We start from the raw sequence: 14,563 nt of genomic DNA on the forward strand, positions 1-14,563 counted from the left end.
TTATCCTTTTAAAATTTTAGTTGAGGGCCTTAGCCCATAAGAAACGCCCGCGTAGGCTAACCATACACGGGCGACAAAATGAATACCGCAATAAACGCCCGTCAACATCGGCCGTTCTTACAACAAAATTCTACAATCAGAGGCAGCATTTTATTTATCCTGTAATCCCTTGAGTCTTTGGGTACGTTCCGCAATCTTTTTGCGGTATACGTTGATTTTGGCAATCGCTTCGGCGATGGGGAGCGCAATGTCGAAAGCGCGCACATTAAAGCGCGTTAAAGCCTGCACCGCCTGCGGGCCAAGCTGCGAGCAGAGAACATAATCCAGATCGGCTAGATTCTTTGCTGCCGAGAACATGGATGAACGTTCCACATCTCGCTGACCGCAAGCACCATCGCCGCATGTGCCGTCGCAATGCTCCGGCTTAACGCGGACCTCGACTTTTTCAAATTTTCCGCTTTCTTCATCGACTTCGTAGACGTCGAACGCCGCGGCATGCCCAAAGTGAACATTGACATTTTCGCCATCGTTTGTGGCGACTGCAACTCTATATTTAGCCATGAGAGAAAGTCTCCTTTACACGGATACGGTCCATGTAGATTTGCGCGCCGACATCGTAAACGCCTGGGACGCCAACGGCATCGGCACGGCAATGGGCGCAATGCTTGAATACGTTGATGAACACTCCCGCCTGCTCCTGCGCAATCGCAAGAGTTTTCGGTGTCGGAGCAGGAATATCCTTAAAGCCGTTTTGCGGAATCAACGGAATGATATTGTACATGATGGCGCCCGCTTCGCGCACGGTGGCCGCCACATCTTCGATGTGCTTGTCGTTAATGCCTGGGCAAAGAACCGTATTCACTTTGATAAGCGTTCCACTCTTTGCGACTTTGCGAATGCCTTCGAGCTGGTTGTGAATCAGAATTTCTGCGGCTTCTACGCCCGTATAGGTTTTACCGTGGTAGAAAATTCTTGCATTGATCATCGCCTCGATTTCAGGGTCCACGGCATTCACCGTAACCGTGAGCGAATCAATGCCCACATCAATGACTTCGTCTGCCTTGTCATTCAGCAAAAGCCCATTGGTGCTCATGCAGCGAATAAGCTGCGGGAATTCCTTTTTTACCAAGCGGAATGTATCTAGTGCAAAAGGAGTTGCCAAGGTGTCGCCTGGGCCTGCGATTCCCACTGTCGTAAGTTCCGGCACGAATTCCAATGCCTTGCGGATGTAACCACATGCCTCTTCGGGCTTAATCACCTTACTCGTGTTTCCCGGTACCTGAGCATCTTCGTTAATGCGCCTATCACAAAAACGGCACTCGATGTTGCAACCTGGGGCGACTGGCAAATGAATGCGCCCCTTTCGGTTTTTGCAAGCACCAAAACACGGGTGTTCTCTAAAAACTGTTTCTTGACTGGTTGCCATAAAACCTCGCAAGGTATGTAAACCTTGCACAAAAATGATCGGCAAAGAACCGATTTAGTTTGTATTAAATATTGTGAACGTTTTGCCTAGCGTTCTGTAGCGTGATTAATGCTTTAACTTCTTAGCCAAAGAAGTATGGCTATAAAGTTAAAAAACAGAATTGTCAAATTCAATATGAATCCAAGAGCGAAAATAAAAAAAGTTCATTTTTTTGAGAGAGCGATAGCTTTATGCTAACGCATGTTATAGGCGTTCGCTATCGCAAAATACTTTTTCGCATGCGCAATAGATTCACGCTAATAAGGGTTATAAGCGGAATTTATAACAACTTAAAAAAAGTGATTTTTTTTGACTAAACGGGTTCAAAAAGTATTGGAAAGAGTTGACTTTAATTCTAACTTGCCTTTGCCTAGTATTTTTGTAGGAAAACATCAAGGAGACACGATAACATGTCTAAGAAATTACGTCAAATCGCTATTTACGGAAAGGGTGGCATCGGTAAGTCCACCACGACTCAAAACCTGACCGCAGGCCTTGTAGAACAGGGGAAACACGTTCTTGTGGTCGGTTGCGACCCCAAAGCAGACTCTACTCGCCTTTTGCTCGGCGGCCTTCATCAAAAGACCGTGCTTGACACCATTCGTGACAACAAAACCGAAATTCAGCTTTCTGACCTTGAAAAGGTCGGCTTCAAGGGCGTGCGTTGTGTAGAATCCGGTGGCCCGGAACCGGGCGTGGGTTGCGCAGGCCGTGGCATTATTACCTCAATTAGCATGCTCGAACAGCTCGGTGCCTATACCGAAGACCTTGATTACGTTTTCTACGATGTGTTGGGCGACGTGGTGTGCGGCGGTTTCGCCATGCCGATTCGTGAAGGAAAGGCCAAGGAAATTTACATCGTGGCCTCCGGCGAAATGATGGCCCTTTATGCGGCAAACAATATTTGTAAGGGTATCGCCAAGTATGCCCAGCACGGCGAAGTGCGCTTGGGCGGTATCATCTGTAATAGCCGTAATGTGGATAACGAACTTGACCTACTCCGTGCATTCACCAAGGAACTCAATACGCAGCTCATTCAGTTCGTGCCGCGCAACAACATTGTGCAGCAGGCCGAAATCCGCAAGAAGACCGTGATTGAATTCGAACCTAAGTCCAGCCAGGCAAACGTCTACCGTGAACTCGCCAAGAATATCGACGAAAATGAACTCTTTACCATTCCGACCCCGATGACGCAGGATCGTTTGGAACAGATTCTCATCGATTACGGCATGATGGAAAAAGACTACCAGATTTAATGTGAGGGTTCATGGCCAAGACTAATATTAATTTGAACATGACCTCAGTCGAAAACCGCGAATATCGACTGGGTACGATTATCGGCTGGGACGGCAAGGCGAGCGATTTGATTAAGGAATCGGCCTACGACGAACGCAGTGCGAAAAAGCATGGCGGTTGCGCGGGCAAGGGCTCGGGCTGCAAACTTTGCGAATTGAATTCCCCGCTGAACCAAGAGACTATGTGCTCTAATGCGATTGTGCAGTGCCAGGTGGGAAACCTTACGGACTGCGCCCTGATTGACCATTCTCCTATCGGTTGCAGTGGCGAGAACTCCAAGTTTAACCTCTCTATGCATAACGGCCTTCGTCGTCGTGGAAAGCCCCTGCAGAATACGCTGAACATCAGCACGAACCTGAAAGAAAAGGACATGGTTTTCGGCGCTTCTGAAAAGCTCCGCCAAACCATCCTTGACGCAAAGGAACGCTTTAACCCTAAGGCGATTTTCATCGGTATGGCTTGCGCTACCGCTATTATTGGCGAAGACATCGATTCTATTGCCGAAGAAATGGAACCGGAAGTTGGCGTGCCTATTATTCCGCTGCATTGCGAAGGTTTCCGTTCCAAGCACTGGTCTACGGGTTTCGACGTCGCTTTCCATGGTGTGCTTCGCCAGATTGTGGAACGCCACCCGACCAAAAAGCAGAATGACTTGATCAACATCGTTGCCCTCTGGGGTTCGGACTATTTCTCCGAAATGCTTGCTCCGCTTGGACTGCGCGTAAACTACCTTTTGGATACCGCCTCTTTCGAAGAAATTCGCCAGGCCTCCGAAGCAGTCGCTACCGCTACCTTTTGCGATACGTTGGGCGGCTACATGGCGACGGCTCTCGAAGAATCTTTCGGTGTTCCGCAGATTGACGCTCCGCAGCCTTACGGCATCAAGGGTACCGATGCATGGCTTCGCGCTATCGCAAAGGTTGTCGGCAAAGAAAAAGAAGCCGAAGAATACATCGAAAGCGAACACAAGCGCATTGCCCCGAAGCTTGCCGAACTCCGCGAATTTTTCAAGGGCAAGAACGGCATCGTGATGACGGGTTCTGCATACGCACACGGCCTTATCAGCGTGCTTTCGGAACTGGGAATCGGCCACGACGCTGCACTCGTGTTCCACCACGACCCCGTTTACGACGGCGGTGGCGAACATCAGGATACCTTGAAGGAATTGGTCGAAACCTACGGCGACATTCCGCACTATACCGTCAGTAAGACTCGCGCCTTCCAGCTTCCGCAGCTTCTGAAACGCGCCAAGACAGACTTCTTGCTCATTCGCCATCCGGGTCTCGCCTCTGTCGCGGGCCATCTCGGATTCCCGACCCTTACCATGGGCGACGAACATATTCCGGTGGGCTATCAGGGCATTCTCCGTATCGGCGAAATGCTCAAGGGCGTGATTGCACGTACCAAGTTTAACCAGGTGCTTAAACGCAACGTGAAACTTCCGTATTCCGACTGGTGGCTTGCTCAGGACGATCCGTTCTACCTGACACACCATCCGGAAGCACTTGAAGATTTGCCGGAACCGAGAAATCTCAAACTGAAAATTGGCACAGAATCCAATTCGACCAGCGCATAACAAGGGGATTTTTAACAATGGCTACAATTCAAAAGAAAAAAAGTAATTCTATTTCGGACCCCCGATACGCTTGCGCAGTTGGTGCATCTCATACTGTTGTCGCTATTAAGGGTGCAGTTCCTATTGCCAACTGCTCTCCGGGCTGCCAGCTTAAGCAAACCGCATTCCTCACGTTCGAAAACGGTTTCCAGGGCAGCATTTATGCCGGTGCCGGCAACATGCCGAGTGCAAACTCTACCGAAAACGACATCGTTTTTGGCGGCATCAAGACTTTGGATCAGTTGATCAAGTCGACGCTCAAGGTTTTCAACGGTGACCTCTACGTTGTGCTTACCGGTTGCGTGGGCGGCCTTATCGGTGATGACGTTTCCACGTTGGTGCGCAATTACCGCGATTTGGGTTACCCGATTGTGTCTGTCGATACTGCCGGCTTCAAGGGTAACAACCTTTTCGGTCACGAAGAAGTCGTAAACGCTATCGTCGACCAGTTCGTGGGCGATTACAGCGGCGAACGCAAAAAGGGCCTGGTAAACCTTTGGTTCGAAACGCCCTACTACAACCAGAACTGGCGCGGAGACTATCAGGAAATTGCCCGTATTCTCCGTGGTGCCGGTTTTGAAGTCAATGTTCCCTTCGGACCCGAAAATAACGGTGTCGCGGACTGGTTGCGCATTCCTGAGGCCCAATTCAACTTGGTGATTTCTCCGTGGGTGGGCGTTCGAAACGCAGAACACCTCCAGGAAAAATACGGTCAGCCGTTCCTGCACATTCCTGAAATTCCTCTCGGCGCCGAAGCGACAAGCGAATTTATCCGTAAAGTTGTCGAATTTGCCGGAATTGACAAGGAACAGAGCGAAAAGTTCATCAAGGAAGAAAACAGAATCTATTACTACTATCTGGAACACTTCTCTGAATTCTTCGCCGAATACTGGTTCGGTATGCCCAGCGAATTTGCCATTACCGCAGATTCCGCCTACACGCTTGCCTACACCAAGTTCCTCGTGGACCAAATCGGCCTTATTCCGCGCAAGGCAATCATCAGTGACGATCCTCCGCAGAAATTCCGCGAACAAATCGAAAACGCCTTCCACAACATTAGCGAAGGTGTCGATGTCGACGTGGAATTCGAAGAAGATGGCTACCTGATTGAAAAGTCTATTAAGGAAGTGAATTTCTCTTCTGGAAAGCCTTTGATTCTTGCCTCTTCGTGGGAAATCAATATCGCCAACGAAAAGAATGCACTGCTTTTTGAAATTACTCCGCCGTCCAGCGAAACGTTGATTATTAATCGCAGCTTCGTTGGTTACAAGGGTGCGCTTAATTTGCTCGAAAAGATTTATAGCACTTCTGTCGGTGGCAAATAATTTCAAGACAAATTAAACAATTCTTTTTACTCTCCAAATAAATGTCGCTTGATTATTCAGGCGGCATTTTCTTAAAAACATCAAAGTCACTTTTTGTCACGACATCTGTTCAAGCCTAACCCTATATTAAGCTATAAAGAAAAAGTATTTTACAAACTCATTTTTATTTCTACTTTTGTCGTACAAAAATTCGAGAACGTCATGTTCCGAAGAGCAAACAAATCAGAACGAGGATACCTATATGTGTAGACTTTATAATTTTGCTCAAGGCATTCGCCAGTAAGCACTCAACCCCACCAAACAAAATTTAATCAAGTCGTGCAAAAAAGGTTTTTTGCATGGTTGCTCAACTCATAAAAATTTTCAATCAGGAGATTTATAAATGAATATCAATTCGAAAAATATTGCTGCCAAGATTATCCTTTTATCTGCAATCACCTCTTTCGCTGCCGAACCGATTTCGGTCACCACAAAAACCGGCGTAACCGCAACACTCTACGGTTTTGCTTCTCTCAACGCCGCTTACGAAGATTCCAAGAGCAATAACGGTAACTTCGCCAATTTTGTTGCCGCTTCTGACATCACCAATGAAAACGATGGTGGCTGGCACTTGACTCCGAACCTGACTCGAATTGGTTTCAATCTTTCGAGCGGTAGCGACACGACCTATTTCAAGGCCAACGGTAAAGTCGAAGTAGACTTTTACGGCGGCGGCTCCGCCAACAATCCCAATCCGCGTCTCCGCCACGGCTACGGTGAAATTTCTTTCGGCAAGACTGGCTTCTCTATTTTGGGCGGTCAAACTTGGGACGTGATTTCTCCGTTGGTAACCCCCACGCTTAACGCAGGCGTTCTCAATAACTCCGGCGACGCAGGCCTTCGTAGAGCTCAGCTAAGACTCACCGAGAAAATTCCTGTTGGTGAAGGCTCCGTGGATATTGCCGCCGCTGTTGTCCGCACCATTGGTGAAAACCAACCGTACAACTCCTCCTCTGCCTCGGAAACCGGTACCGACGCCGACATTCCTACTTTCCAGGGCCGCATCGGCATTGCGCTTCCGCTGTGGGTTGAAAACAAGAAGGCTGGTTTGGGCGTTTCTGGCCATTACGGACAAGAAGAAATCGACTTGGACGCAACGGGCGACACCAAGAATATTCCTACTTGGTCTGCTAACGTCGACTTGACTCTCCCCATCACAAGCGCAATCACCTTCCTTGGCGAAGGATTCGTCGGTGAAAACCTGGATACATACGCTGCCGGCATCGGTCGTGGATTTGTCGCCAACACCGAAGACCCCGAAAGCGTCAAGAGCATCAAGGCATACGGTGGTTGGTTTGCCCTGCAAGCTAAACTGATCCAAAAACTGGCAATTAACGCAGGTGCGGGCATTGATAAGCTGGACCGCGATGACATCGAAACCGTGGGCGGCCGCGAACAGAATATTTCCGTTTTCGCAAACGCCACCTACAGCCTGACCGATGCATTCTCGCTCGGATTTGAATACTTGCACATTCAAACCGATTATCTAACGGCCGGCACCGTGAAAGAAGCCGACTTGAACCGCTATCAACTTTCTGCAACTTATGGCTTCTAACGAAGGAGGCTTGAATAATGAATCAGAAACAAATTTTCGATAAAATCCGCAATCGAATCGCTTTCACAATCCTCTTTAGCCTCGCCTGCGCTACTTCTGCAATCGCCGCAGACAAGATTTCCATCGGTTACCTGTCTTCTACAGGTCAAGGAAAATTCTTTATCGCTAAAGATGCTGGTATTTTCGAGAAAAATGGCCTTGACGTAACGCTCGTTGAATTTTCGAATTCCGGCGACGGCATTGCTGCCGTTCGCGCAGGTAAACTTGATGCAGGCGCATTCGGTTCGCTCGCTCCGCTTATTCACATTTCGCAGGGTGCCGACATCCGCGTGATTGGTGGCATCATGGGTGGTGACCAGGCCGTGATTACCCGCAAAGAAAATGCTGCCTCCGTCAAAAAGCTGAGTGACCTCAAGGGCAAGAAAATCGCTACCATTCGCCTGGGTACTGCCGACGCCATCGTTCGCGGCGGCCTCAAGAAAGAAGGCGTTGACTGGCGCAAAGACGTCACCATTGTTGAACTCAAGAATCCGCCTGCCGTGATCGAAGCCGTCAAGAACGGAAGCGTATTTGCCGGCGTTACCTGGGGCCCGCACGACCTCCGCGCCGAAGAAGCAGGCCTTTCTGTGGTGCTCCGCAGTAAGGACATCAACCCTGGCCATATTTGCTGCCGTCTCATTGCTTCGCTCCGCAAAATCGAAGGCCGCGACGATGTTTACAAGCGCCTAGTCAAGTCGCTGATCGAAGCTGAAGAACTGGTGCAAAACGACCACAAGAAGAGTGTGGAAATTATTGCCAAGTGGATCAAGCTTGATACCGCTCTTGTCAACAAGGCGTTCTACAGCGGGCACGTCACGCAGGATACCGACCCGAACGTGAAGGGTGTTGAATTCTTCTGGGATTTCTTGAAAGACGCCGAATTCATCAAATCTGACAGGAAAGTCTCCGAATACGTTCGCACCGATTTCTACAAGGCCGCCATCGCGGAACTGCGCAAAGAAAAACCCAAGTCCGAATTTTACGCCAAGGCCGAAAACATTTTCAAGTCCAGGAACTAAGAATAGTATGACAATAAAGCAAAATGGTTTTGAAGCAACGAATCTCGGTTTTTCGTACGATGGCAGAGCCATCCTGAAAGACATCAACTTGAAAATCAATCAAGGAGAATTCGTATGCCTGCTGGGCGAAAGCGGTAGTGGCAAGACCACCTTGCTTAACCTTCTCGCCGGGCTGACCAAGCCGAGCGAGGGACATGTCTACTGGAAAGGAAAAGAAATCGAAAAGCCTTCTGCCGAAAGGAGTGTAGTCTTTCAGGACTACACCCTTTTCCCTTGGCTTACCCTTCTCCAAAATGTAACGCTCGCCATTAAAAAGACAAAAAAACTGAAGACGAGCTACGCCAAAAATTTAGCCGAAGAATACCTGAACCTAGTAGGACTTTCAGGAAGCCTGCATAAATACCCCTTTGAACTTTCGGGCGGAATGCGCCAGCGCGGAGCCATAGCGCGTGCCTTAAGTGTCAGCGCTGACGCCCTACTTTTAGATGAACCCTTTGGCGCTCTTGATCCGGTTAACCGCGCAAGCCTCCAAGATTTGGTGCTGGAACTTTGCCGCGGCGTCAAGGACCGTCCTATTACCACATTGTTTGTCACGCACGACATTCGTGAAGCCGTTTATCTCGGGAGCCGCATTATCGTTTTAGGGTCAACTCCCGGTCGCATTATTGCGGACATCCCGCTTGATTTCCCGGTAAAGAAGAATCGTGGCGAATGGTTCCGCAACGAAAAAGTCCAACAAACCATTGCAACCATTGAAGACGCCTACCACAAGGACATCCTTGAAAAACTAGGCCACATTGTACAAGGAGGTGCCAGCATATGAGAACCTTTACAAAATACTTATCCAAGTTTTCAGGAATCCTTTTTCTTCTCTTTTTACTTGGAATTTGGGTGCTGATCAGCTGCGGCCCGGAATGGGACAGTCAGTATCTATTTCCGTCTCCCAAGGCGATAGTGAAAGCCCTCTTTGATTCTCGCGAAGAACTTTTGCGCAGTGCCGGGGCATCTCTTTTAAAACTGGTGCCCGCCTACTTGGTGGCCTCGGTTGTTGGAATATCTATCGGAATTGTTTCCGGTTCCATTCCGTGGGTCTCCAATATGCTAAAACCCATTTCCAGGTTTGCGGCCCCCATTCCCCCCAACGTTTATATTCCTTACGCGATAGCGATTCTTCCGACGTTCTATTTGTCTTCGACATTCATCATTTTTATTGCCGCCTTTTGGCCCATCTACTTGAATACAGCTGCCGGTGCCGCCGAAATCCCCGAAAAATACAGGCGTAACGCAGCCATTATCGGAATCGGAAAGTTTGAATACTTGTGGAGAATCGCCCTTGTGGCAAGCCTTCCCTCAATATTCTCGGGACTGTCCGTAGGCATGGGGCTTTCGTTCATCATGCTCACCGTGGCTGAACTTTTCGGCGAAAATACGGGACTTGGTCACTTCGTGCAATTTTACGCGGACTATTCCGATTACCCCAACATGGTTGCCGGAATCCTTTGGACAGGCATTGTGGTGCTTGCGATTATGGAACTGTTTGAACTTGTTAAACGCAAGCTCCTGTTCTGGACAAAAGCGAATTAGTCATGATTAGTAACACTTCAAAAATATTTATATTGGCGGTGAAAATTGGAGATTTAAAATGAGTCTGACCGTCGAACGCGCAAAAGAAATCAGCAAGGGCCACGTAACCGAAGAATCGCTGGTCATCCATTCCCTCAACGTATGCTACGCCATGGGCGCCATGGCCAAACACTTCGGCGAAGACGTTGAACACTGGCAAGCCGTGGGCTATCTGCACGATTACGACTACCAGGAATTCCCCGAAGAACACCTGCAGCACACCGAAAAGGAACTGCTTGCGCAGGGCGTCTCCGAAGAAGACGTGCGCGCCATTTTGGCACACGGCTTTGAAATCGTGAACCAGGTGGAACCCAAGACCAACATGGAAAAGAGCCTGTTCACCGTCGACGAACTCACCGGCATCATCCAGGCCTGCGCGAGAATGCGCCCCAACGGAATTTTGGACCTCGAAGTGAAAAGTTTCATGAAGAAGTTCAAGGACAAGAAATTCGCCGCCAAGTGCAACCGCGACTACATCCTGAAAGGCTGCGCCCTGCTCGGCATGGACGTGAAAGACGTCGCCGCCATCTGCATCGAGGGCATGCGCGAACACGCCGCCGAAATCGGATTGGCAGGGAACGCCGTGGCATAATGTCATATTATTTGTCATGACAAATGTCATGATAAAAACATGTTTGTCGGGGTATTTGTCGGTGTAAATGTCGTGTCTCTTGTTTGCCATATAAAATGGGCCTCCTTGATATTTTAAGATTTTATCATAGAAGGCCCATCAATAAATGTCTTATATTAAATTTACAGAGATTTTTTCAAAGGCTCGCGAACTCCATATTCACCCTGATTGGCTTCTGTGCTATAGGAAAATTTGGTCTTTGCCTTGAGCGTTTTCCCGAAAAATTTAGTTTCCTGTTGAATTCGTGAAGTCGCAAATTGCGACTTCACCGCGCAGGGAGCAGCCTTACGCTATAAAAAGCTATAAAAAAATTGTATATCCCGAAATATTGCACCGTTTAGGTGCAATTTGTATTTTTGCTTGTCACACTTTTAACTCTGTGAGTCACCACCACTAAACACTTTTCTATACGACAAAATGTCCGAAGTCAAAAAAATTCTTGCAAAAGATTTCTACAAGATTGATTCCCAAAATTCAACGCTACTCGATGTCCGCGAAGCGAGTGAAGCCATCGTGCGCCCTGTGAACGGGGCGCTGCAGGTTCCGTTCTTTGAATTGTCCAAGAAGATAGATAGCATCCCGAAAGACAAGCCCGTTTATGTGTTCTGCTCCACGGGAGATCGTTCCGAAGAGGTTGCCGAAATTCTCGCCGACCGCGATTATGACGTGTACAATGTGGAAGGCGGGCTTGACGCCATCCCGAAAATTCACTTCGTTGACGCCAAGGGCCTCAAATGCCCGGGGCCCATCGTGAAGGTGGACGAAGCGGTCAAAAGCGTGTCCATCGGCGAAGAAGTCCAGGTGGAAGCGACCGAGAAGGCGTTCTTCTCGGATGTGGATGTCTGGTGCCAGCGTACCGGCAACGAGTTGAAATCGCTTGCCGAAAAAGACGGCGTAATCTATGCGACCATCGTAAAGCGCGACGCACCCAAATCTCTTGAAAATCGTGAATTTGAACACGGCAAGACATTTGTCGTTTTCAGCGGCGATTTGGACAAGGCGATTGCCTCGTTCATTATGGCGAATGGCGCTGCCGCCATGGGTCGCCCGGTTACCATGTTCTTTACTTTTTGGGGTGTAAGCATTTTGCGCAGGCCCGAAAAGGTGCGCGTCAAGAAATCGCTCATCGGGAAAATGTTCGGGTTCATGATGCCCCGCGGTTCCAAGAAACTCGGACTTTCGCGCATGAACTTTGGCGGAATCGGCGCCAAGATGATTCGTGCAGTCATGAAGCAGAACGGCGTTTCTTCGCTAGAAGAACTGATTGAAAGCGCAAGGCAGAAGGGCGTGAAGTTTGTCGCCTGCCAGATGTCGATGGAACTCATGGGAATCACAGCCGAAGAGTTGATTGACGGCGTGGAACTCGGCGGTGTTGCGACCATGCTCGGTTCCGCCGAAAAGTCCGACTTGACGTATTTTATTTAAGGTCCCGTTATGATAAACAGACAAACTGCTCTTGAAATTTTGAACGCGAACGCAGATTCGTTACCGAATCTTATTGAACAGGCATATCAGCTGCGTACCAAGTACAAAGGCAACCGCGTAAGCATTCAGTTGCTCACCAATGTCCGCAGCGGAAACTGCACGCAGAACTGCGCCTATTGTGCCCAATCGCGCGATTCTGCAGCTCCGATTGAAAAGTATCGTTATGTAGAAGACAAGAAACTTTACGGTGACAACGACCTCGTTGACGAAATGCATTTGGCGAGACATTGCATCGGGCTCAGCGGCATCCGTTTTGCGGATGGCGATATCGAAAAACTCGCCGAGCGCATCCGCAAGATGAAAAAGAACGACACGCAAATCTGTTGCTCTATCGGGTTCCTGACCGAAAAGCAGGCTTTGATTCTTAAAGAGGCGGGCCTCAATCGCATCAATCACAACCTGAACAGCAGCCGTCGTTTTTACCCGAGCATTTGCACCACGCATACTTACCAGGAACGAATCGACAACCTGAAAATGCTGAAGGGCCTCGGTTTCGAAATCTGCTCCGGCGGCATCATCGGCATGGGCGAAACGCCTGAAGATGTGGTGGACATGCTTTTTGAGCTGCTGGAGATTAATCCGGACTCGGTGCCCATCAATTTCCTGCTCCCGGTAGAAGGCACGCGCCTTGCGAAGCGAGATATTTCGGCGCTGACGCCCGAATACTGTATCAAGGTGCTTTGCCTTGCGCGCCTGATGCTCCCGAAATCGGATATCCGCTGCGCCGCCGGCCGCGAAGTGTATTTCAAGGGTCACGAGAAGACGCTCTTCAAGGTAGCCGATTCCATATTCGCGTCGGGCTACCTCACCGAAGGCGGCCAGAGTCTCGAAGAAACATTCCGTACCATCGAGGCTGCCGGCTTCACCTGGCAAGTGGAAAGTGAATCATCCCACTAATTTCAAGAAATACTGGTGAATGCTTGTGTCGCTATTGAGTTCCGGATGGAACGAAAGCGCAATCTGGTTCTTGTAGCGAACGGCAACGATTTGCTCGGGAGCATCTGCAGTATTTGAACTTGCCGTACGCGAAAGAACTTCGACGCCATCGCCGACCGATTCAAAGAAGGGCGCGCGAATAAAGGTCTGCGGGACCTTTCCGACGTGCGCGACTTCGTTTTCCGTAAAGAAACTGCCAAGCTGCCTTCCGTAAGCATTCCTGCGAATAATGGCGGGGAGTGTCGCGAAATGCGCCTTGTTTTCGCCGGCAATTTTTTCGGCAAGGAGGATTGCGCCGGCACATGTTGCAAGCACAGGCAGGCCTTCGACAATCTTTTTACGAAGAGGCTCGAAAAGCCCTAAGTCGTGGAGCAGTTTTCCTTGCACGGTACTTTCTCCACCGGGGAGTACGAGACCGTCTAAATGGCGGTCAAGGTCGCGTAACTGCCTGATTTCAAATACTTCGGCACCCAACGATTTGAGGATGCGTTCATGTTCAATGAACGCCCCCTGCACCGCGAGTACGCCAATTTGCGGTTTAATTTCCATTACTTTCCCCTTTCGGCCATCAGCAGCGCGATTTCCTGTTCGTTGATACCGACCATGGCTTCGCCCAAGTCTTCAGAAAGTTTGGCGATAAGCTTTGCATCGGTGTAATTGGTAACTGCCTGTACGATGGCGGCGGCACGTTTGGCGGGGTTGCCCGACTTGAAGATTCCAGAACCTACGAAAACGCCTTCGGCACCGAGTTGCATCATGAGGGCGGCATCGGCGGGGGTGGCAACACCACCGGCAGCGAAGTTCACCACGGGGAGTTTCTTGTTGTCGTGAACGAAGCGCACTAGGTCGTACGACACCTGAAGTTCTTTGGCGCGATTGAAGAGTTCATCTTCGCGCATGCTCGAAATGCGTGCGATTTCCTGGTTCATCAGGCGCATGTGTCGTACGGCCTGGACGATGTCGCCCGTACCCGGCTCGCCCTTGGTACGGATCATCGACGCGCCTTCTTCGATACGGCGCAGCGCTTCGCCCAAATCCTTCGCTCCGCAGACAAACGGTACGTCGAAATCGCGCTTGTTGATGTGGAAAATGTCGTCGGCAGGAGAAAGCACTTCGCTTTCGTCGATGTAGTCTATTTCAATCGCCTGCAAAATCTGCGCTTCGGCAAAGTGGCCGATGCGGCATTTTGCCATCACCGGAATAGAGACGGCATCCTGAATGCCCTTGATCATCTTGGGGTCGCTCATGCGCGATACACCGCCCGCGGCACGGATGTCGGCAGGAATGCGTTCCAAGGCCATCACGGCGGCGGCACCTGCGGCTTCGGCGATTTTGGCCTGTTCGGGGGTTGTCACATCCATAATGACGCCGCCCTTGAGCATTTGGGCTAGATTTTTATTGAGTTCGTAACGATTCTGGTCAGACATGTAAATCTCCTTGGTTGTGGAATGGTTTAATTTCAGGCTGTAATTTAAAACATTCGCTTGACCTGCACAATATTCAGTTTTTTACTATTTTTATAAGGTCAGTTAAAT

14 protein-coding genes are annotated in these 14,563 nt (G+C 49.5%); 10 read left to right on the plus strand and 4 right to left on the minus strand.

Going from position 1 to position 14,563, the window contains the following annotated elements; translation table 11 throughout:
* Positions 1-150: 150 nt before the first annotated feature.
* Both QOL41_RS03535 and QOL41_RS03540 read right to left on the minus strand, forming a co-directional pair.
* Positions 151-561 (minus strand): NifB/NifX family molybdenum-iron cluster-binding protein, encoded by a 411-nt coding sequence (locus QOL41_RS03535; protein ID WP_072801406.1) that lies wholly within the window; start codon positions 559-561, stop codon positions 151-153.
* Positions 554-1,426 carry a radical SAM protein gene (locus tag QOL41_RS03540; protein ID WP_073056572.1) on the minus strand — a complete coding sequence of 291 codons (873 nt, stop codon included), beginning with the start codon at positions 1,424-1,426 and terminating at the stop codon, positions 554-556. The genes QOL41_RS03535 and QOL41_RS03540 overlap by 8 nt, the downstream gene beginning before the upstream one ends.
* Before the next feature lie 449 nt (positions 1,427-1,875).
* Here QOL41_RS03540 and nifH point away from each other — a divergent pair, with 449 nt between their 5' ends.
* The 10 genes from nifH to bioB all read left to right on the plus strand — a co-directional run bounded on the left by nifH (position 1,876) and on the right by bioB (position 12,989).
* The gene (gene nifH / locus QOL41_RS03545) at positions 1,876-2,721 is read left to right on the plus strand and encodes a nitrogenase iron protein (protein ID WP_072977618.1); all 846 of its coding nucleotides are present in this window, start codon (positions 1,876-1,878) and stop codon (positions 2,719-2,721) included.
* A gap of 11 nt (positions 2,722-2,732) precedes the next feature.
* A complete protein-coding gene (locus QOL41_RS03550; RefSeq protein ID WP_072801409.1) occupies positions 2,733-4,337 on the plus strand; it encodes a nitrogenase component 1 in 1,605 nt (534 codons plus the stop codon).
* A gap of 17 nt (positions 4,338-4,354) precedes the next feature.
* The gene (locus QOL41_RS03555; RefSeq protein WP_283428676.1) at positions 4,355-5,701 is read left to right on the plus strand and encodes a nitrogenase component 1; all 1,347 of its coding nucleotides are present in this window, start codon (positions 4,355-4,357) and stop codon (positions 5,699-5,701) included.
* Positions 5,702-6,083: 382 nt separating this feature from the next.
* Positions 6,084-7,295 (plus strand): DcaP family trimeric outer membrane transporter, encoded by a 1,212-nt coding sequence (locus QOL41_RS03560; protein ID WP_283428677.1) that lies wholly within the window; start codon positions 6,084-6,086, stop codon positions 7,293-7,295.
* Between the two features lie 17 nt (positions 7,296-7,312).
* Positions 7,313-8,353 carry an ABC transporter substrate-binding protein gene (locus QOL41_RS03565; protein ID WP_283428678.1) on the plus strand — a complete coding sequence of 347 codons (1,041 nt, stop codon included), beginning with the start codon at positions 7,313-7,315 and terminating at the stop codon, positions 8,351-8,353.
* A gap of 7 nt (positions 8,354-8,360) precedes the next feature.
* Positions 8,361-9,176, plus strand: coding sequence for an ABC transporter ATP-binding protein (locus QOL41_RS03570; protein WP_073056567.1), 816 nt, complete (start codon positions 8,361-8,363; stop codon positions 9,174-9,176).
* Positions 9,173-9,937 (plus strand): ABC transporter permease, encoded by a 765-nt coding sequence (locus QOL41_RS03575; RefSeq protein ID WP_283428679.1) that lies wholly within the window; start codon positions 9,173-9,175, stop codon positions 9,935-9,937. Before QOL41_RS03570 ends, QOL41_RS03575 begins: the two co-directional genes overlap by 4 nt.
* A gap of 58 nt (positions 9,938-9,995) precedes the next feature.
* Positions 9,996-10,568 (plus strand): HD domain-containing protein, encoded by a 573-nt coding sequence (locus tag QOL41_RS03580; protein ID WP_283428680.1) that lies wholly within the window; start codon positions 9,996-9,998, stop codon positions 10,566-10,568.
* A 456-nt stretch (positions 10,569-11,024) separates the two neighbouring features.
* Positions 11,025-12,032 (plus strand): DsrE/DsrF/DrsH-like family protein, encoded by a 1,008-nt coding sequence (locus QOL41_RS03585; protein WP_283428681.1) that lies wholly within the window; start codon positions 11,025-11,027, stop codon positions 12,030-12,032.
* Positions 12,033-12,041: 9 nt separating this feature from the next.
* The gene (gene bioB / locus QOL41_RS03590) at positions 12,042-12,989 is read left to right on the plus strand and encodes a biotin synthase BioB (RefSeq protein ID WP_283428682.1); all 948 of its coding nucleotides are present in this window, start codon (positions 12,042-12,044) and stop codon (positions 12,987-12,989) included.
* On the opposite strand, the gene pdxT is transcribed toward bioB, so the two are convergent.
* A complete protein-coding gene (gene pdxT, locus QOL41_RS03595) occupies positions 12,978-13,577 on the minus strand; it encodes a pyridoxal 5'-phosphate synthase glutaminase subunit PdxT (protein ID WP_283428683.1) in 600 nt (199 codons plus the stop codon). The genes bioB and pdxT overlap by 12 nt on opposite strands.
* A complete protein-coding gene (pdxS, locus tag QOL41_RS03600; protein ID WP_283428684.1) occupies positions 13,577-14,455 on the minus strand; it encodes a pyridoxal 5'-phosphate synthase lyase subunit PdxS in 879 nt (292 codons plus the stop codon). Before pdxS ends, pdxT begins: the two co-directional genes overlap by 1 nt.
* Between the last annotated feature and the right edge of the window lie 108 nt (positions 14,456-14,563).

Source organism: Fibrobacter sp. UWB10, assembly GCF_900182935.1.
GTDB lineage: Bacteria > Fibrobacterota > Fibrobacteria > Fibrobacterales > Fibrobacteraceae > Fibrobacter > Fibrobacter succinogenes_O.